Genomic DNA, 18,538 nt, shown 5'->3' on the forward strand with positions numbered 1-18,538 from the left:
AGGCTGCCCCGGTGCCCCTGATCGTCGCCACCGCCAATGTCAACGGGATCCGAGCCGCCGTCCGCCGCGGCATGGAGTCCTGGATCGCCACTCGCACCCCGGACGTGCTCCTGCTGCAGGAGGTGCGCGCCCCCGACAAGCTCGTCCGCGAGGTGCTCGACGGCTGGCACGTCGCCCACGCGGAGAGCGAGGTCAAGGGCCGCGCCGGCGTGCTCGTCGCGTCCCGCCTGCCGCTCGGTGAGGTCCGCACGGGCCTCGCGGCCCACGGCAAGGACGGCGCCGCCGAGGAGGGCGCCGACACCGGCCGCTGGGTCGAGGCCGACATCAGCCTGCCCGACGGCGGCACCTTCACCGCGATCTCCGCCTACCTGCACTCCGGGTCGACCAACCCGGGCCAGGAGCACACCATGGTCGCCAAGTACGCCTACCTGGAGAAGGTCACCGCGCGCCTGGCGCAGCTCGCCGAGGCGCCCACGCCCGCCGTCGTCGCGGGCGACCTCAACATCGCCCACCAGAACGTGGACATCAAGAACTGGAAGGGCAACCAGAAGAGCGCCGGATTCCTGCCCGAGGAACGTGCCTACGTGACCCGCTGGCTCGACGAGCACGGCTGGACCGACCTGGGCCGCCACCACGCGGGCGACGGCCCAGGCCCGTACACCTGGTGGTCCTGGCGGGGCGCCGCGTACGACAACGACTCCGGCTGGCGCATCGACTACCAGCTCGCCAACCAGGCGCTCGCGGGCGCCTGCCGCAAGGTCGAGGTCGACCGGGCGCCCACCTACGCGGAGCGCTGGAGCGACCACGCCCCGGTCGTGGCGACCTACGAGCTCTAGTACCGGATCGCGTCGATCACCTTGACCCGCACGGCGTAGATCGCCGGGATCAGCCCGGCCAGCGCGCCGATCCCGACGGCGCACGCCATGCCCACCAGCGCGGCGTCGAACGGGAAGCCGGGCAGGTCGTCGAGCGGCCGGCCGAAGATGCGGTCGATCGGGATGTTCTTGATCACGGCCACCGCGATGACCACGCCGACCACGCCCGCCACGGTGGTGGCGACCACCGACTCCATGAGCACGCCGAAGAACACGCGGCCGCTGGTGGCCCCGAAGGACCGCCGGATGCCGATCTCCCGGATGCGGTAGCGCACGGTGACGAGCGCGATGTTGAGCAGCCCGAGGCCGCCCAGCAGCAGCGCGAAGCCGCCGACGCCGAGCACCAGGTACTGGAGCACGCGGTCGATCACCACCGCGTCGGCCATCGGCTGCTGCACCTCGAACCGGACGCCCGCCGCCGCCAGGTCGCGGGGCAGCACCTCGGCGAACCGGTCGGCGAGCTCCGGTGGTACCCAGAACCGGTAGTTGTCGGCCATCACCCGGTCGGGGAACCAGCGCACGGCCTGGTCGAACAGCATCATGGCGCGCGGGCCCTCGTCGTTCCACTGCACGGGCACCACACCGATCACCGTGGCGGCCACGGGCGACTCGCCCTCGAGCACGACCTTCGGGTGCGTGGTCACGGGGGCGCCCCCGGCGTAGGCGTCCAGGAACGCCTGGTTCACCACGAGCACCGGGGCCAGCCGCTCGGCGTCGGACTCCGTGAACCAGCGGCCCGCGTCGAGGTCCTGGCGGGTGATGGTCCCGCTGTCGGCGTCGACGGCCGACCAGTCCACGTAGGTCCCGCTGTCCCCGCCGTGCACCGCGAGGTCCATGGTCGCGCGCACGGAGTGGTAGGAGATCTTGTGCCGTTCGGCGACGGCGTCGACGACCGCGTCCGTCTCGGCCGCCGTCATCGCGCCCTCGGTCGGACCCATCGACCACGCCTCCAGCGTGGTGTCACGGCCCGACATGCGCTCGTTCTGCTCCTGCATGGCCTGGCCGAACATCGTCACGGCGGCCGTGATGCCGGTGATCGCGGTGACGGCGCAGGCGACGCCGACCAGCGCGAGCAGCACGCGGACCTTGTGGATCCGCAGCTCGTCCCAGGCCTCGACGATCGCGCCCACGAACCCGGTCATGCGGGGAGTCCCGCGGTCTCGGCCACGGCGGCGGGTGCGTCGAGGTGGATGGGTACCAGCACGCCGTCGGCCAGCCGGAACTGCCGGTCGGCGCGGGCCGCGATCGCGAGGTCGTGCGTGATGGTCACCAGCGCCGCCCCGGTCTCGCTCGCGGCGTCGTCCAGGAGGGTCATGATCGCCTGCCCGGTCTCGACGTCGAGGGCGCCGGTGGGCTCGTCGGCGAGGATCACGCGCGGCCCGCGCACCAGGGCGCGGGCGATGGCGACGCGCTGCTGCTCGCCGCCGGACAGCTTCTCGGGCCGCGTGTCGAGGCGCTCGCCCAGCCCGACGCGTTCGAGCGACTGCGAGGCGAGCCGGGTGCGGTTCCAGAACTGCCTGCCGCGCGCGTACAGGAGGGGCGCGGCCACGTTCTCCAGGGCGGTCCGCCCCTGCAGCAGGTTGAACTGCTGGAACACGAAGCCGAAGTCGTCGCCGCGGCGCCGGGCCAGGGCCCGGCTGCGCAGCCGGCCCACGGGCTCGCCCTCCAGGAGGTACTCGCCGGACGTGGGGGAGTCGAGCAGGCCCAGGATGTTCAGCAGGGTGGACTTGCCGGTGCCGGAGCGGCCGACGATCGCCACGTGCTCACCGGGACCGACCGTCAGGTCGACCCCGCGGAGGATCTCCAGCGTGCTCCCGTCGGGGAGCTCCACGTGCCGGGTGACGCCCTGCAGGTCGACGAGCGGGATCCCGGTCATCCGAAGCACTCCTCCTCGAACGCCCGCACGGCGTCCATGTCGCCGTCCATCGCCGCCTGGTCGTAGGCGGCGCTGTCGTCGCAGTCGACGCCGCCCTCCGTGCCGTCGTCGACGGGCGTGAACTCCAGGATCTGCTCGCCGGCCTTCAGGCCCTTGGTGACCTCGACCTGGAGGCCGTCCGTCAGGCCCAGGGTCACGTCGCGGGGCTCGGGCTCGGCGCCTTCCTCCTTGACGACCCACACGCGGCCGGTCTGCGAGGTGCCGAGCACCGCGGAGATCGGCACCACGACGACGTCCTTCGCGTTGCCGTTCGTGATCTCGATCTCGGCGCCCAGGCCGGAGAACGCCTTGACCTTGCGCGGGATGGAGCAGTGGACGGCGCCCGTGGCAGCGTCGGGGGCGCCCGCCATGGGGACCTCCATGCCGGCGGACTCGCCACCCGACTCGCCGGCGGGTGCCTCGCCGATCGTCAGCCCGGTGCAGGTGAACGGCGCGGGCCCGCCCTTGAGCGTCACCTGCGCCTTGCCGGTGGCCCCGACCAGCCGGTACTGCTGGTCGGCGGTGAGCGTGCCCGACACGGACAGGGTGCCGGGGGAGACGGTGCCGATGACCTCGCCGACCGTGACCGCCTGGTCCTTGAGCACCGTGATGTCCACGGTGCCGGCGACCGGGGCGAGGGCCGAGGTCCAGGTGACCTTCGGCTCCTGCTCGGTGACGGTCTCCTCGCCGGTCTCCGCGTCGACGTCGACGACCGGGTCGACGAGCTCCTCGCTCTTGATCCACAGGACGCGGGTGTCCTTGCCGACCTTCGCGTCGTCGACCTCGATCTCGGCGATCACGCCGTCCGCCGTGGCCTTGATCTCGACCGGCGGGTCGGTGACCACGGACGCGGGCACGGTGACCGCGTTGGTGACGGAGCCCTTCTCGACGGGGATCACCGCCTCGGTGATCTCGCCCGTGGGCTGCAGCGCGTCGGGCGGGTCGAGCTCGGCGCCCTTGAGCGCCAGGACCACGAGCGCGGCGGCGATCACGGCCCAGATGACGATCCGGGCGGTGGGGAATACGTACTGGCGGACAGCACCCACGGGGGCTCCTCGCGGCGGGGACGGGTGGCAGCCTGCTGGACATTAATGCAGGTACCGCCCCGGAGGGGATGAAAGTACGGGGTGAAGCCAAGCCTTTGCGAGGAAGGGCCCCGCACCTGACGGTGCGGAGCCCTTGCGCGGGATCGGGTAGGGCGCCGCTCAGGCCGCCGGGGCCGACGGCGGCGCCAGCAGGAACACCGGGGCCGTCAGGCCGGCGTCGGCGAACGCGTCCGCGACCGCCTGGGCGACCGTGTCGACGTCGGACAGGCGGACCAGCGCGATGGCGCTGCCGCCGAACCCGCCGCCCGTCATGCGCGCGCCGAGGGCGCCCGCCGCCATGGCCGAGTCGACCACCAGGTCGAGCTCGCGGCAGGAGACCTCGTAGTCGTCGCGCAGCGAGACGTGCGAGGCGACCATGAACGGGCCGACGTCGGCGGCGCGGCCCTCGCGCACCAGGTCGGCGAACCGCGCGGTGCGGTCGATCTCGGAGACCACGTGGCGCACCCGGCGGCGCAGCACGCCGTCGGGGTCGTGCGGCTCGAGTGCGGCCAGCGCCTTGTCGATGCCCATCCCGCCCAGCGTCGGCGCGATCTCGCGCAGCGACTCCAGCCCCAGCAGCTCCGCGGCCTGCTCGCACGAGGCGCGGCGCGCCCCGTACTCGCCGTCGACGTGCGAGTGCTCCGCCTTGGTGTCGACCACGAGGAGCGTGAGCCCGGCGGTCTCGAGGTCGAACGGCACGGGGACGCCCGACTCCAGCGGCTTGAGGCCCGGCCGGAAGTCGAGCAGCAGCGCGTGGCCCTCGCGGCAGCGCAGCGACGCCGACTGGTCGAGCCCGCCCGTGGGCGCGCCCGCGATCTCGTTCTCCGCGCGGCGGGTCGCGTCGACCAGCTCGGCGCGGCCGGCGTCGGACGCGGCCAGGCCGAGGCCCGCGACGGCGTCCAGGGCCACGGCGACGGCGGCCTCCAGGGCGGCCGAGGAGCTCAGGCCGGCCCCGAACGGGACGCACGAGTCCACGGCGGCGTCGAAGCCGCCGACCTTGTGCCCGGCCTCGGCCAGGGCCCAGGCCACGCCGGCGACGTAGGCGCCCCAGCCCCGGACGGCGCCCGGGGCGACGTCGGACAGGCTGGTCTCCCAGACGCCCTCGGCCTGCGCCGACACCAGACGGACCTGGTCGTCGTCACGCGGTCGCAGCGCGATGTAGGTGCGGTGCGGCAGCGCCGTCGGGAGGCAGAGCCCGGCGTTGTAGTCGGTGTGCTCGCCGATGAGGTTGACGCGCCCGGGAGCGGACCAGACGCCCTCGGGGGAGCCGTCGAACGAACGAGTGAAGAGCTCGTCGACCCGGCGGGCGCCGTCATCGGCGGTCCAGGCCTCGAGCCAGTTGATGGTGGTCACGTGTCTGATTATTGCCTCCTGTGCGCGCCGGCCCCACCCGCCGGTCAGGCAGCGAGACCGGCGCGCCCAGGATCGGGACGCGGGCTCAGGCCTCCTGGCGCAGCACGCGGACCCCTCCGGCGGGCACGTCGGCGTCGCCCACGACCTCCTGCCCGGTGAGCAGATCGGTTGCCAGACCGGTCAGCGGCAGCTTCACGTCGCCGTCGGTGTGGTTGATCGCCACGGTCCAGGAGGCGCCGTCGCCGTGCCGGCGCACCACCTCCAGCCCCTCCACCGTGCCCGACGCCGCCAGACCCGCGCCCGCGTAGACGTCGGCCATGACCGTGGACAGCGCGTCGACGTCGAGCGCGGTGGACACGTACCAGCCCGTGCCCGCGCCGTGCCGGTGCCGGGTGATGGCCGCGCCGCCCGGCTTGGGGCCGTCGGTGTAGGTGCCGACGGGCTCGGCGCCGTCCAGCACCAGGTCGTCCGCCCAGACCGTGCCCGTGAGGTCGGTGGTGTCGTTGGTCGCGGCGCCGGCCCCCGCCGCACCGGCGCGGTAGGCGACGGTGAGCGCGTCGTCGGCGCGCAGCGGCAGGAACTCCTCGACCCACACGCCCAGCGCCTCGCGCAGCGGGGCCATGAAGCCGCCGGGGTGCACGGCGTCGTGCTCGTCGACGATGCCGCTGAAGTAGCTCACCAGCAGCGAGCCGCCGCCCTCGACGTAGGCGGTGAGGTTGGCGGCGTCCTCGGCCCGGAGCAGGTACGACGCCGGGGCGACGACCAGCTTGTACCCCGACAGGTCCTGCCCGGGGCGGACCAGGTCGACCGTGTGGCCGTCCCGCCAGAGCCGGTCGTAGTAGGCGTCGACGCGCTCGCGGTGCCGCGCGCCCTCGCTGGGCCGGAACTCCAGGTCCTGCGCCCAGAACGACTCGTAGTCCCAGACCAGGGCGACGTCGGCCCGGACGCGGGAGCCGCGCAGCTCGGCCAGTCGGCCCAGGTTCGCGCCCAGCTCGGTGACCTCGCGCCACACCCGCGAGGCGGTACCGGCGTGCGGCAGCATCGCGGAGTGGAACTTCTCCGCGCCGGACCGGGAGGCGCGCCACTGGAAGAACATGACCGCGTCCGCGCCGCGACCCAGGTGGGCGAGCGAGTTGCGGGCCAGCTCCCCGGGCCGCTTGGCCACGTTGCGCGGCTGCCAGTTCACGGCCGACGTCGAGTGCTCCAGCAGGAGCCACGGCTTGCCGCCCGCGACGGACCGCGTGAGGTCGGCGGCCAGCGACAGTCCCACGTACCCGCGCGGGTCGGCGGCCCGGAGGTAGTGGTCGTTCGAGACGAGGTCGACCTCCTTGCCCCACGCGAACAGGTCCGTCCAGGGGCAGCTCGCGGCCATGAAGTTGGTGGTCACCGGGGCTGTCGAGTGCTCGCGGACGGCGTCGCGCTCGGCGATGAAGCAGGCCCGCAGGGCGGCGTCCGAGAACCGCGCGAAGTCGAGCTGCTGGGCCGGGTTGACCGCCTCCGGGGCGGCCGCCGGGACCTGGACGTGCTCCCAGTCGGCGTAGTGCTGACCCCAGAAGGCCGTGCCCCAGGCGGCGTTCAGGGCGTCGAGGGAGCCGTACCGCTCGCGCAGCCACTCGCGGAACGCGCGCTGGGCGTGCACGGAGTAGTCCAGCGCCACCGGCGCGCCGTACTCGTTGTGCACGTGCCAGCCGGCCAGCGCGGGGTGCTTGCCGTACCGCTCGGCCAGCGCCGTGGAGATGCGCAGCGCGGCCTCCCGGTAGGCGGGGGCCGTGGGCGCCATGAGCCCGCGGCCGCCCGGCCCCATCGGGGTGCCGTCCCGGTCGACCACCCGGGCGTCGGGGTGCGCCGCGTACAGCCAGGCCGGCGGGGCCGCCGTCGGCGTGGCGAGCAGGATGCGGACCCCGCCGTCGTGCAGCAGGCCGATGATGCGGTCCAGCCAGCCGAAGTCGAACTCGCCCGGCCGCGGCTCCAGCAGCGCCCAGCTGAAGATGCCGAGGCTGACCAGGTTCACGCCCGCCTCGTTCATGAGCCGGACGTCCTCCGCCCAGACCTCCTCGGGCCACTGCTCGGGGTTGTAGTCGCCGCCGTAGCTGATCTGGTCGACGCCGGTCAGCCAGCCGTCGAATTGCGGTCCGGGCGTGAAGCTGCTTCCGGTGGTGGGCATGGAGGGTCCTCTCGCGGTGGAGCTGGTGGAGCTCGGCCGACGGCCGTACGTCGTACCAGGACAACCGTAGGTCCTCCGGGTGGCCGGGGGAATACGCTTCCCGACGGCGTCCGGCGCACCGCGCAGCTCACCCCCGGATCGCGGCCAGCACCTCCTGCTCCTCGTCCCGGGTCAGGCCGGTGACCTTGGCGTCCGGGGTGTCGCGCAGCCACGCCAGGGTGTCACGGGCGGTGTCGGCGAACGGCCGGATCCGCAGCCCCGCCGCCAGCGAGGACGTCACGTCGTGGGTCATGAACCCGCCCTCCACGAGGTCGCCCGCCCAGAACGGGATCGACCGGGGTCCGGACCACGGGTTCACCTCGTGCTCGGCGAGGGCCTGCGGGGCGACCGCGACGAGCTCCGGGTCCGCGCCCGCGCCGTCGGCCACCTGCGCGAGCAGCTCGGCGCGGGGGAGGGGCGGGCAGACGGCGTCGAAGTCGCCCGTCGTGCCGCGCTCCGCCGCCGTGACGATCCAGTCCGCGAGGTCGCGGACGTCGACGAGCTGGACCGGGTCGTCCACCGGCTCGGGGACCAGCACCGGCAGGCCGTCGTCGGCCGCCTGGGCGAACCGGGCGGGCCAGTAGGTGAACCGGCCGCTCGGGTCGCCCGGTCCGACGATCAGGCCGGGCCGGATCACGAGGGCCGACCCTGCGCCCGAGCGGACGATGTTCTCGCAGGCCACCTTCATGGCGCCGTACACCTCGGGGCCGGAGGCCGGGTCCTCGTCGGTCTCGATCGGGTCCAGGAGCGGGAGGGTGGCGGGGGTGCCGCCCACGGTCGCCGTGTCGGCGTAGACGTTGACGGTCGAGACGAAGGTCCAGTGCGCGTCCGGGAAGGCCGCGACGGCGCGGCGCACGTGCGAGGGGATGCGGGAGACGTCGACGACGGCGTCGAACGTCGTGCCCGTCAGCTCCCCGGGCACCTCGTCGGCGCGGTCCCAGCGCACCAGGGTGGCGCCGTCGGGCACGGTGCCGCTCAGACCGCGTGCCGCGCACACGACGTCGTGGCCACGGGCCACGGCGGCCGCCGCGACGGCGCGGGACAGGAAGACGGTTCCACCGAGCACCAGGATTCGCATGGTGCCCACCGAACCGCATCGGGGGCTCCGGGGCACCGTTATCTGCTCCTGGCGAATCTCCGCCGGGCGTAGCGCGGGATCGGGCGGGCCGCCATCCCCTTCGAGGCCTAAGTTTCTTCGCTTTGCGACTGCTGAAAGCGAAGAAACTTAGGCCTCGAAGGCGAGGGGGCAGCCCAGCCCCGGTTCGGAGGGGAAACCGGCCGCGCCGGCACGCGAGCCTCCGCGAGCCGCCCCGCCGGCCCTACGTCACGCCGGGTTGATCCCCAGCTGCATCCCCGCCAGCCCCCGCTTGCGGCTGGCGAGCGCCGCCGCGACCTCGCGGAGTACCTTCGCCCCGGGGGAGTCGGGCGCCGTCAGGACGACGGGGGTGCCGGCGTCCCCACCCTCACGGACGGCGACGTCGAGCGGCACCTGGCCGAGCAGCGGCACGTTCTTGCCGATCACCTGGGTGAGCCGCGCCGAGACCTGCTCGCCGCCGCCCTCGCCGAAGATCGGCAGCCGGGTGCCGTCGGGCTGCTCCAGCCACGACATGTTCTCGACCACGCCCACCACCCCCTGCGACGTCTGGGCCGCCACCGACCCGGCGCGCTCGGCGACCTCGGCGGCCGCGGCCTGCGGCGTCGTGACCACGAGGATCTCCGACGACGGCAGCAGCTGCGCCACCGAGATCGCGATGTCGCCCGTGCCGGGCGGCAGGTCGAGCAGCAGCACGTCCAGGTCGCCCCAGAACACGTCCGCGAGGAACTGCTCCAGCGCGCGGTGCAGCATCGGCCCCCGCCAGACCACGGGCTGGCCCTGCGGCACGAACATGCCGATCGAGACCACCTTGACCCCGTGGGCGATGGGCGGCAGCAGCATGTTGTCGACCCGCGTCGGCTGCCGGTCCACGCCCAGCATCCGGGGGATCGAGAAGCCGTAGATGTCGGCGTCGATCACACCGACCGACAGGCCGTCGGCGGCCAGCGCCACCGCGAGGTTCGCCGTGACGGACGACTTGCCCACGCCGCCCTTGCCGGACGCCACCGCGAACACCTTGGTCATCGAGCCCGGCTGCGAGAACGGGATCACGGGGTCGCCCGCGCCGCCGCGCAGCTTCGACCGCAGCGAGGAGCGCTGCTCGGCCGTCATCACGCCCAGGTCGACGTCGACCCCGGCCACGCCCTCGACCGCCGTCGCCGCCGCCGTCACGTCCTTGACCAGCGTCGACTTCATCGGGCAGCCCGCTACGGTCAGGTCCACGCCCACGGTCACCGCCCCGCCGTCGCCGACCGAGACCGACCGGACCATGCCCAGGTCGGTGATGGGCCGCCGGATCTCTGGGTCCAGCACGCCGGTCAGCGCGTCGCGGACACGAGCCTCGAGCGTGGGGGAGTCGACTGAGGTCATGAATCGATCTTAGGCGGGCCCCGGACCGGCCCACGCCGGGGTCCTTGCAGTGCCCGTCAGTTGGTAACGGTACGCTGCGTCACCACCAAGGGTGAGGAGGCCCCCATGACCGAGCCACGCGTCCCGGCGCGAGTCCGGCGTGTCGCCTCGGAGGGCCAGGCGCGCGAGCTCGCGACCGAGCTGCAGCGCCAGGGTCGCCCCTGGCCGGTGGTCGTCATCTCCACCCCGGCCGGCCACGACGCCCCCTTCGTGGACCCCCAGCGGGTGCTCGACGACGTGGCCGGGCTCGCCGAGGTCGTCGTCATCCCGACGGGCGACGTGTCCTGGGAGTTCTCGTCGGGCATGCCGCCGGACACGCAGGTCTACGGCGGCGCGTCCCGGGTCTACGGTACCGACCTGGAGTGGGTGCACCAGCCGCGGCGCTCGCCGCTGCACTTCGCCTACTCGAGCGACGAGGACGCGCGCGTGCGCGACCGGCTGGTCAGCGACGTCATGCGGTTCGCGGTGCGCGCCGGGATCGTCGGCGCGGCCCGCAGCGCCCCGGGCGCGACGCCCGTCGAGGGCACCGTGCTGGGCGTGCTCGGCACGCGCGCCCTGGTCAGCACCGACGACGGCGGCCAGGCCACCGTCGCCGAGGAGCTCGTCCTGGCCGACGTCCCCCTCGCCCGGGTGCTCGCCCCGGGCATGCGGGTCGCGGGCGCGCTCGACCCGGCGCGCCGCCTCCTCGACGTGCGCGGCATGCTGCCCGACGTCGCCGCCCTCCGCCGGGCGGTGCACACCACCTACCGGGTGGGCCAGGTCGTGCTGGGCCGCGTGGAGAGCGTCGAGGACGAGGCCGTGCGCATCGCCCTGGCGCCGGGCGTCCACGTGCGGGTGCGCCGCGCGGAGATCACCGGCAACGACCTGGACCTGCTGGGCGACCTCTTCACGAAGGGCGAGGTGATCGCCGCCCGGCGCGTGCCCGCCCCGCTCGACGGCCTGGCCCTGCGGCTGGACGACGTCGACGAGTCCCAGGACGAGCCCGTCCCCGCGATCGCGCTGCTGGACGGCGGGCCGCCGTGGCTCCAGCCGCCGGAGCCGGAACCGGACTCCGAGCCGGAGCCGGAGCTGCCGCGGATCGACGGACCCGTGGTGCTGGGCTCGATCGGTCCCGCCGGACGGCCCACGCCCGGCGACCTGTTCGGCCTGCGCCCGACGTCCGCATCGACACCGGCCCCGGCCCCGACGAACGGCCAGACCGACGGCCGCCGCAAGCCCACCCCCGGCGACGTCGCCGCCTTCCACGCCGGCGCCCACGACACCCTGCCCTCGCCGACGACGTCGGAACCTGAGCCGGAGCCGGCCGGCAAGGCCGCCCGTGACCTCAGCCTGTCCCTCGACGCCGCGCGGTCCCGGGTGGCGTCGCTGGAGAAGGAGCTCCTGGACGACAAGGTGCGGCGGCACCAGGTCGAGCTGGAGGTGGACCGCCTGCTGGGCCGCGTCGGCGAGCTCACCGAACGGCTGGAGCGGAACGAACGGCGGGCGGAGCAGCAGGCCACAGCCCTGCGCAAGGCCCGGCAGGAGGCGGCGCGCCTGCGCCACCGGCTCGGCGACGCCGGCGTGGAGGTGCCCGAGGAGCGGTACTTCGCCGACGACGAGGAGCAGCTCCGGTTCGAGGTGCTGACCGAGTGGGCCCGCGCCATCCCCGCGGCCGAGAAGGCCGGCCGCCCCCTGGCCGGGTACACGCTCGGGCCCCGGTTCCTCGCGTCGCTGACCGAGGTCGAGGGCATCAGCCGGGACCGCGTCGTCTGGACGCTCGTCATGGTGCTGACCGGCCTGGCGCAGGACATGAACGGCCTGCAGGTGCACCGCCTGCGCACCGGCGCCGGCGGCGACGACCCCGTCCGGCACCGGGACGACGGCGCGGTGTGCTGGCGAGTGTCGCTGCAGGTCAACACGCCGTCGGCCCGCCGGTTGCACTACTGGAAGCTGCCGGGTGGCACCTATGAGCTGTCGCGCGTGGTGCTCCACGACGACGTGGAGCCCTGACCGCGCTCCTTCTCGTCCAGCTCCTCCAGGAGGTTGCGGATCTCGGAGCGCACGAAGTCGCGCGTCGCGACCTCCGACAGGGCCAGCCGCAGCGCCGCCATCTCCCGGGCCAGGTACTCGGTGTCGGCGAGGTTGCGCTCGCCGCGCTGCCGGTCCTGCTCCGCGGTGACGCGGTCGCGGTCGTCCTGCCGGTTCTGCGCCAGCAGGATCAGGGGCGCGGCGTAGCTGGCCTGCAGCGAGAGCATCAGGGTGAGCGCCGTGAACCCGTTGGCCGCGCTGTCGAACCGCAGGTCCTCCGGGGCCCAGATGTTCCACGCGAGCCAGAGCAGGCAGAACACCGTGAGGTAGATGAGGAACCGCGGCGTGCCGAGGAACCGCGCGATGGCCTCGGTGGCCTTGCCCACGGCCTCCTCGTCGAACCGGAACCGGGGGACGATGCCGCGGCGCTGCGCGAGCGGGGTGTCGAGACGGTCAGGCACGGTTCGCCCCCCGTCGCGTGGGGGTCCGGCGGGCCGACGGCGCGGGCGGCGCGGACTGCGCGGCGATCGCCTCCATCCGCTCGTCGTCGCTGCCGCGCCAGTCGTCCGGGAGGATGTGGTCCAGCACGTCGTCGACCGTGACCACCCCCAGCAGGCGGCGCTGCGCGTCCAGCACCGGCAGGGCGAGCAGGTCGTACGCCGCGAGCAGGCGCGTCACCTGACCCACCGACGCGTCCGGGGTGAGCCACTCCGTCTCCGTGTCCAGCATGGACGCCACGGCCGCGTGCGGGGGCTCCCGCAGCAGCCGCTGGAAGTGCGCCACTCCCAGGAACCGCCCCGTCGGGGTCTCCAGCGGCGGCCGCACCACGAACACCAGCGAAGCCAGCGCAGGCGGCAGCTCCTTCCGCCGGATCTGGGCCAGGGCCGTGGCGATCGTGTCGTCCGCCCCCAGGATCACGGGCTCCGTCGTCATCAGGCCGCCCGCCGTGTCCTCGGCGTACTCCAGCAGCCGCCGCACGTCGGCCGCCTCGTCCGGCTCCATCAGGTTCAGGAGCTGGGCCGCCTGCTCGTCCGGCAGCTCGTTCAGCAGGTCGGCGGCGTCGTCCGGCTCCATGACCTCCAGGACGTCGGCCGCGCGGTCCCGGTCCAGGCCCGACAGGATGGAGACCTGTGCGTCCTCCGGGAGCTCCTCCAGCACATCGGCCAGCCGCTCGTCGTCCAGCGCGAGCGCGATCTCCAGCCGGCGCGCCGTGCCCAGGTCCCGGATCACGTCCGCGAGGTCCGCCGCGCGCATGTCCTCGTACGCCTCCAGCAGGCGCGCCGCGCCCTGCTCGGGCGACCGGCTGGTGAGGTCCTGCACCGCGTCCACCGGCACCGTCAGGGTGGAACCGCGCCGGAACGGGCCCGACCCCCGCGCCGAGCGCCGCCGCACGAACAGCTGGTCCACCAGCCAGTCCCCGGTGCGCTGCTGCGCGATTGACACGTCCTCGATCGTCACCTCGCCCGAACCGTCCTTGAGCTGCACGCGCCGGTCGAGCAGCTCGCCCAGCACCACCGACTCCATGGCCCGCTGCTCGAACCGCCGCATGTTCACCAGGCCGGTGCTGATCACCTGACCCGCGTCGATGCTGGTCACGCGGGTGAGCGGCAGGAACACCCGGCGCCGTCCCGGGACCTCGACCACCAGCCCCACCGCGCGCGGCGCGCCCTTCGCCCGGACCAGCACGACGACATCACGGACCCGGCCCACCTGGTCCCCGATCGGGTCGAAGACCAAGGTCCCGGCCAGACGTGCGACGAAAACCCTGGTGCTGGCGCTCACGCTGGTCAGCCTACGACCCGCGTGGGGGCGTCGCTCCTCGCCGTTATCGTCCAGGTAGGGGAGACTATGAGCATGAGCATGTCTCGCCCGGGTGCCGTCCCGAAGGTCCCGACCCTGCCGGCCGGTGACGAGGTCGCCGCGTACTCCACCTACCTGGAGGCGCAGAAAGCGGTCGACTACCTCTCCGACAACAAGTTCCCCGTCGAGAACGTCACCATCGTGGGCACCGACCTGCGCATGGTCGAGCGGGTCACCGGACGCCTGACCTACGGCCGGGTGGCGCTCGCGGGCGCCCTCTCGGGCGCGTGGTTCGGTTTCTTCGTCGGCCTGCTGCTGACGCTGTTCTCGGCCTCGTCCGGTTTCCAGGTCATGCTCGCCGGCATCGCGCTCGGTGCCGGGTTCGGCCTGCTCTTCTCGATCCTGTCCTACGCGTTCACGGGCGGACGGCGCGACTTCACGTCGTCGTCGCAGATCGTCGCCGCGACCTACGCGATCCTCTGCGCCCACGAGCACGCGAGCGACGCCCGGGCCATGCTGGTGCAGTCCCCGAGCGGCCTGGGCAAGGCGCGCGGTGCGGCGTCCGTCGGGTCCCCGGCCGTGCCGGCGCAGCCCGGTGCCCCGGCCGCGCAGGCCCCGGCCGCTGCGCCGACCGCGCCCGCCGCGCCCCGGACGCCGGACCCCCGCTGGGTCACGCCGTCCGGTGAGCCCCGGTACGGCGCGATGCGGCCTGGTGCTGGTGCTGGTGCTGGTGCGCCGGCCCCGGCCGATGCGCCGGTCCCGCCGTCGGACGCCCCGGCTGCTCCGGGTGCCGAGGGCGCTCCGGCCCAGCCGCCGGTCCCGCCGTCGGACAACCCGTCCGACCCGCCGGCCGATGCCGAGGACGCTCCGAAGCCCCACCAGGACAACCCGTACGCGCCGCCGTCGGACGACCAGAAGTAGGGGCGCTCCGCTCCGGGCACTGACTTCGGTCGGTTGTCTTGAGACCGGTCACTCAACCGACCGGTCTCAAGACAACCGACCGAAGTCATTTTCGAGCCGTGCAGGGGACCGAACTCATCACGGGCGGCAGGGTCGCGCCACCAAGGTGAGCTGGCCTGGAGCCCCCGCCGACGGCGCGCCAACAAGGTGAGCTGACCTAAGAGACCCTGCCGACGGCCCGCCAACGCTTCGAGCGCGACCACAGGTCCCGCAGAGCGGCGTTCGTGCACAGTTCCGCCCGCGCGTCGCCCGCGGGCCCCTGTCCGTGAGGCACCGTCGAGGGCATGGTCGACGTAGAGATCCCGAGAGTCGCGCTCGCGCTGGAGCAGGACCGCAACGCCCTGGCCACGGCCGCCCGCAAGGGCGACGTCGTCCGGATCCGGCGCGGCGCGTACTGCACGCCCGACGACCTGCGGGTCGACGGCGCCGCCCGCGCCCGCGAGGACCGGAACCGGGCGCTGGCCCGCGTGCGCGCCCTGGACTCCCAGCTCCGGGTCGAGCACGTGTTCAGCCACGCGTCGGCCGCGCTGCTCCACGGCTGCCGCGTCTGGCGGAACCCGCGCGAGACGCACGTCTACCAGCGCTATCGCGCGTCGGGTCACGCCTCGGCCGACGTGCGCCGACACTCCTGGACGCTCGCCCCCGACGACGTCACCGACGCGGCCGGACTGCCGGTCACCACGCTCGAGCGCACCGTCGTCGACTGCGCGCGGGCCATGCACCCGCTCGAGGGCCTGGTCGTCGCCGACTCCGCGCTCGCCTCAGGGGCGGAACGCGATGCGCTGCTCGACGTCCTCGCGGCGGGCGCCGGCCATCGCGGAGCCCGGAGGGCCCGGCTCGTGATCGAGCTGGCCGACGCCGGCGCCCAGTCGGCCTGGGAGACGTGGACCCGGTACGAGCTGCTCCGCGCCGGGCTGCCGCGGCCGACGACCCAGCTGCCGGTCGAGACCGATCGCGGGCTCTTCCACACCGACCTCGGGTACGGGCAATGGGCCCTGGGCATCGAGTTCGACGGCCAGGTCAAGTACCGGCCCGACGGCGTCCGACCTGGTCATGATCCCGCGCAGGAGTACCTGCGCGAGAAGGCGCGGGCCGAGGCGATCCGCCGGGCCGGGGTCACGATCGAGCACGTCACGGCCGCGGACAAGCGCGACGTCCGAGCGCTGCTCGCCAGGCTGACCAGTCACCTCCCGCCGGAGGTGGTCCGCGCCGCCCGCCCGGACCCATGCTTGCCCCCGAGCTGATGGCAGAAATGACTTCGGTCGGTTGCCTTGAGACCGGTCGGTCGAATGACCGGTCTCAAGGCAACCGACCGAAGTCAGTTGGTGCACTCCAGCAGGCTCAGCGCAGCGACGCCATCCAGGCCTCGACGTCCTCCGGGCGGCGGGGCAGCGCCGCCGAGAGGTTCTCGTACCCGTCCTCGGTGACCAGCACGTCGTCCTCGATGCGCACGCCGATGCCGCGCCACTCCTCCGGCACGGCCAGGTCGTCGGCCTTGAAGTACAGCCCCGGCTCGATGGTGAACACCATGCCCGGCTCCAGCACGCCGTCGAGGTAGAGCTCGCGGCGCGCCTGCGCGCAGTCGTGGACGTCCAGGCCCAGGTGGTGCGACGTGCCGTGCACCATCCAGCGGCGGTGCTGCTGGCCGTCCTCGTCGAGCGCCTCGGCGGCGGTGACGCCGTCGGGCAGGAAGCCCCACTCCTCGAGGCGCGCCGCGATGACCTCCATGGCCGCCGCGTGGATGTCGCGGAACTTGGTGCCCGGCTTCGCGACGGCGAACGCGGCGTCGGCGGCGTCCAGCACCGCCTGGTAGATCTTGCGCTGGACGTCGGTGTACTCGCCGTCCACGGGCAGCGACCGCGTGACGTCGGCGGTGTAGAGCGAGTCGACCTCGACGCCGCCGTCGAGCAGCAGCACGTCGCCGGACCGCACCTCGCCGTCGTTGCGGATCCAGTGCAGGGTCGTGGCGTGCTCGCCCGAGGCCGCGATGGTCTCGTAGCCCACGGCGTTGCCCTCGAGCCGGGCGTGCCCGTCGAAGGTGGTCTCGACGACGCGCTCGCCGCGGCGGTGCTCCTTGGCGGCGGGCAGCGCGCGCACGACGGCCTCGAAGCCCTCGATGGTGCGCGTGACGGCCTCGCGCATCTGCGCGATCTCGTACTCGTCCTTGACCAGGCGCAGCTCGGAGGTGGCCTCGACGAGCACGTCGTCGGAGACGATCTGCTCGTCCTCGGTCTCGCCGGCCTCCAGGCGGAGCTCCTCGACGAGGGCCTCGATCGCGTCGTCCGCGCCGCTCACCACGAGCAGCCGGACGCCGCCGTCGCCCACGTCCTTGGCCAGGGCGTCGCCCAGCTCGTCGATGTGGCGGGCCTCGATGCCGGTCAGCGTCTCGATGTCGGCCAGCGACGGGCGGGCGCCCACCCAGAACTCGCCGTAGCGCGCGTCGGCGTAGAACTCCTCGTTGTCGCGCGGGGCCAGCGGCCGCACGTAGAGCACGGCGTGGTGGTTCGAACCGGCGTCGCCGGCGCCGTCCTCGACCGGGTGCAGCACGAGCACGGCGTCGGGCTCGCGGTCCGTGCCCAGGCCGGTGAGGTGCGCGAACGCCGAGTGCGGCCGGAACCGGTAGTCGGTGTCGTTCGAGCGCTGCTTGAGCGAGCCGGCGGGGACCACGAGGCGGGCGCCGGGGAAGCGCTCCGAGAGCGCGGAGCGGCGGGCGACGGTGAACGGCGCGGCGTCCGACGGCGTCAGGCCGAGCTCGGCGCGCGGGGCCCACTGCGACATCACGAAGTTCTTGAACGCGGTCGAGGCGGGGCGGTGCGAACGGTTGGAGCCGCGGTCCGCGGTTCCCTGCTCGTCAGGCTGCGATGGGGTGGTGGGCTCGCTCATGCCCCCCAGTGTTCCACGCAGCCCGCCCGAAGTCGGCAAGGGCCCGGGTGAGCACCCGGTTGAACGCGTTGGGGGCATCGGTGTTGACGGGGTGCCCCGCCTTCGGCAGCACGACGAGCGCGCCGTCGCGGGCCGCGGCGAGGTGCCGCTGCTCCTCGATGCGCATCCTGTCGTGCGCGCCGTTGACGAACCAGAGCGGGACCCGTGCGGCTCGCACGTTCGCGATCGACGACATGCTCGCGAGGTCCGTCAGCGCGTCCGTGACGACGTCCCAGGTGGGGCGGTGCATCTCGGCGGTCTGCTGCGGGGCGATCTCGAGCCGGCGCAGGTCCGCGCCGCCGGGGGCGCTCTGCAGCGAGCCGAACGGCATGGCCTCCACGGCGAGCTGCATCCGGTGTACGGCCGGGTGGACCACGCGCCCGCGCAGGCGGCGGGAGAGATAGACGGCGTTCGCCACCCTCCGCGAGATGTCGCGGTAGAGCCGGACGGGCTTGCCCTTGGGATCGGCCGTGCAGCCGGCGGCCAGCACGCCCACGAGACGGTCGGTGGTGTCGGGCCGTGCGGCCCAGGCCAGGGACGTGTAGCCGCCCAGGGACAGGCCGACCAGGGCGACAGGTCCGGCGGGGAGCGACTCCACGGCCTCGTCGACGGCCTCGAAGGCGCCGGCCATGCTGAACCGGTCGTTGCGGCGCGAGCCGTGGGCGGGGAGGTCGACGGCGACGGCCGCGTGGCCGGCGGCGCGCACGTGCTCGATCTGGTGCTCCCAGATCGCGCCGGAGGCGCGCATGCCGTGGACGAAGACGACGCTCGTGGGGTTGTGGGGCTGGGTCTCGCGGTTGGTGCTCATCTTGCCTTCGATGATGCGTTATCGGCGCGGGCGCGTGGCGTACGACGGCGGCGCATGGCGTGAACGTGCTGTGTGGGCTTGCCGCCGCGCCGTCGCGGGCGTGCTGC

Annotated in this window: 15 protein-coding genes; 4 read left to right on the top strand and 11 right to left on the bottom strand. The window is 73.8% G+C overall.

Translation table 11 applies throughout. The annotated features are described in order from the left end of the window. Positions 1–11 precede the first annotated feature (11 nt). Positions 12–836, top strand: coding sequence for an exodeoxyribonuclease III (locus tag H291_RS0117470; protein ID WP_020016301.1), 825 nt, complete (start codon positions 12–14; stop codon positions 834–836). Here H291_RS0117470 and H291_RS0117475 read toward each other — a convergent pair. The 7 genes from H291_RS0117475 to H291_RS0117505 all read right to left on the bottom strand — a co-directional run bounded on the left by H291_RS0117475 (position 833) and on the right by H291_RS0117505 (position 9,895). Then, a complete protein-coding gene (locus H291_RS0117475) occupies positions 833–2,017 on the bottom strand; it encodes an ABC transporter permease (protein ID WP_020016302.1) in 1,185 nt (394 codons plus the stop codon). The genes H291_RS0117470 and H291_RS0117475 overlap by 4 nt on opposite strands. Continuing rightward, a complete protein-coding gene (locus H291_RS0117480; RefSeq protein WP_020016303.1) occupies positions 2,014–2,751 on the bottom strand; it encodes an ABC transporter ATP-binding protein in 738 nt (245 codons plus the stop codon). The genes H291_RS0117475 and H291_RS0117480 overlap by 4 nt, the downstream gene beginning before the upstream one ends. After that, a complete protein-coding gene (locus tag H291_RS0117485; protein ID WP_020016304.1) occupies positions 2,748–3,836 on the bottom strand; it encodes a hypothetical protein in 1,089 nt (362 codons plus the stop codon). Before H291_RS0117485 ends, H291_RS0117480 begins: the two co-directional genes overlap by 4 nt. A 159-nt stretch (positions 3,837–3,995) precedes the next feature. Further along, positions 3,996–5,228, bottom strand: a complete 1,233-nt coding sequence (galK, locus tag H291_RS0117490; RefSeq protein ID WP_020016305.1) for a galactokinase — start codon at positions 5,226–5,228, stop codon at positions 3,996–3,998. 85 nt (positions 5,229–5,313) lie between these two features. Beyond that, positions 5,314–7,392, bottom strand: a complete 2,079-nt coding sequence (locus tag H291_RS0117495) for a beta-galactosidase (RefSeq protein ID WP_020016306.1) — start codon at positions 7,390–7,392, stop codon at positions 5,314–5,316. A 127-nt stretch (positions 7,393–7,519) separates the two neighbouring features. Next, positions 7,520–8,509, bottom strand: a complete 990-nt coding sequence (locus tag H291_RS0117500; protein ID WP_033327270.1) for an NAD-dependent epimerase/dehydratase family protein — start codon at positions 8,507–8,509, stop codon at positions 7,520–7,522. 246 nt (positions 8,510–8,755) lie between these two features. Beyond that, positions 8,756–9,895 (bottom strand): Mrp/NBP35 family ATP-binding protein, encoded by a 1,140-nt coding sequence (locus H291_RS0117505; protein ID WP_020016308.1) that lies wholly within the window; start codon positions 9,893–9,895, stop codon positions 8,756–8,758. A gap of 105 nt (positions 9,896–10,000) precedes the next feature. Between H291_RS0117505 and H291_RS0117510 the strand changes: the two genes are divergently transcribed. Beyond that, positions 10,001–11,923 carry a hypothetical protein gene (locus H291_RS0117510; RefSeq protein ID WP_026365862.1) on the top strand — a complete coding sequence of 641 codons (1,923 nt, stop codon included), beginning with the start codon at positions 10,001–10,003 and terminating at the stop codon, positions 11,921–11,923. Here H291_RS0117510 and H291_RS0117515 read toward each other — a convergent pair. Both H291_RS0117515 and H291_RS0117520 read right to left on the bottom strand, forming a co-directional pair. Next, the gene (locus H291_RS0117515) at positions 11,878–12,402 is read right to left on the bottom strand and encodes a DUF1003 domain-containing protein (RefSeq protein ID WP_020016309.1); all 525 of its coding nucleotides are present in this window, start codon (positions 12,400–12,402) and stop codon (positions 11,878–11,880) included. The two genes, H291_RS0117510 and H291_RS0117515, sit on opposite strands and share 46 nt — an antisense overlap. After that, on the bottom strand, positions 12,395–13,723 hold the full coding sequence (locus H291_RS0117520) for a magnesium transporter MgtE N-terminal domain-containing protein (RefSeq protein WP_051109512.1): 1,329 nt from the start codon (positions 13,721–13,723) through the stop codon (positions 12,395–12,397). The genes H291_RS0117515 and H291_RS0117520 overlap by 8 nt, the downstream gene beginning before the upstream one ends. A 72-nt stretch (positions 13,724–13,795) precedes the next feature. On the opposite strand from H291_RS0117520, the gene H291_RS30610 reads away from it, so the two are divergent. Both H291_RS30610 and H291_RS32715 read left to right on the top strand, forming a co-directional pair. Continuing rightward, positions 13,796–14,662 carry a general stress protein gene (locus tag H291_RS30610; RefSeq protein ID WP_157237134.1) on the top strand — a complete coding sequence of 289 codons (867 nt, stop codon included), beginning with the start codon at positions 13,796–13,798 and terminating at the stop codon, positions 14,660–14,662. A gap of 323 nt (positions 14,663–14,985) precedes the next feature. Next, complete coding sequence (locus H291_RS32715; RefSeq protein ID WP_020016312.1) at positions 14,986–15,945, top strand: type IV toxin-antitoxin system AbiEi family antitoxin domain-containing protein; 960 nt, start codon at positions 14,986–14,988, stop codon at positions 15,943–15,945. A gap of 97 nt (positions 15,946–16,042) precedes the next feature. Here H291_RS32715 and H291_RS0117535 read toward each other — a convergent pair whose 3' ends face one another. Both H291_RS0117535 and H291_RS0117540 read right to left on the bottom strand, forming a co-directional pair. Continuing rightward, positions 16,043–17,584, bottom strand: coding sequence for an aminopeptidase P family protein (locus tag H291_RS0117535; protein ID WP_020016313.1), 1,542 nt, complete (start codon positions 17,582–17,584; stop codon positions 16,043–16,045). Further along, positions 17,553–18,431: an alpha/beta fold hydrolase gene (locus tag H291_RS0117540; protein ID WP_020016314.1), complete on the bottom strand. Its 879-nt coding sequence runs from the start codon at positions 18,429–18,431 to the stop codon at positions 17,553–17,555. The genes H291_RS0117535 and H291_RS0117540 overlap by 32 nt, the downstream gene beginning before the upstream one ends. Between the last annotated feature and the right edge of the window lie 107 nt (positions 18,432–18,538).

Origin of the sequence: Promicromonospora sukumoe 327MFSha3.1 (genome assembly GCF_000385135.1) — a bacterium.
Taxonomy (GTDB): Bacteria; Actinomycetota; Actinomycetes; order Actinomycetales; family Cellulomonadaceae; genus Promicromonospora; species Promicromonospora sukumoe_B.

Excerpts from the sequence above, each read along its gene's own strand:
- H291_RS0117510 (WP_026365862.1), top strand. The coding sequence starts at position 10,001 with ATGACCGAGCCACGCGTCCCGGCGCGAGTCCGGCGTGTCGCCTCGGAG.
- H291_RS0117535 (WP_020016313.1), bottom strand. The coding sequence starts at position 17,584 with ATGAGCGAGCCCACCACCCCATCGCAGCCTGACGAGCAGGGAACCGCG.
- H291_RS0117505 (WP_020016308.1), bottom strand. The coding sequence starts at position 9,895 with ATGACCTCAGTCGACTCCCCCACGCTCGAGGCTCGTGTCCGCGACGCG.
- H291_RS0117475 (WP_020016302.1), bottom strand. The coding sequence starts at position 2,017 with ATGACCGGGTTCGTGGGCGCGATCGTCGAGGCCTGGGACGAGCTGCGG.
- H291_RS0117540 (WP_020016314.1), bottom strand. The coding sequence starts at position 18,431 with ATGAGCACCAACCGCGAGACCCAGCCCCACAACCCCACGAGCGTCGTC.
- H291_RS0117480 (WP_020016303.1), bottom strand. The coding sequence starts at position 2,751 with ATGACCGGGATCCCGCTCGTCGACCTGCAGGGCGTCACCCGGCACGTG.
- H291_RS0117500 (WP_033327270.1), bottom strand. The coding sequence starts at position 8,509 with ATGCGAATCCTGGTGCTCGGTGGAACCGTCTTCCTGTCCCGCGCCGTC.
- H291_RS0117495 (WP_020016306.1), bottom strand. The coding sequence starts at position 7,392 with ATGCCCACCACCGGAAGCAGCTTCACGCCCGGACCGCAATTCGACGGC.
- H291_RS32715 (WP_020016312.1), top strand. The coding sequence starts at position 14,986 with ATGGTCGACGTAGAGATCCCGAGAGTCGCGCTCGCGCTGGAGCAGGAC.
- H291_RS30610 (WP_157237134.1), top strand. The coding sequence starts at position 13,796 with ATGAGCATGTCTCGCCCGGGTGCCGTCCCGAAGGTCCCGACCCTGCCG.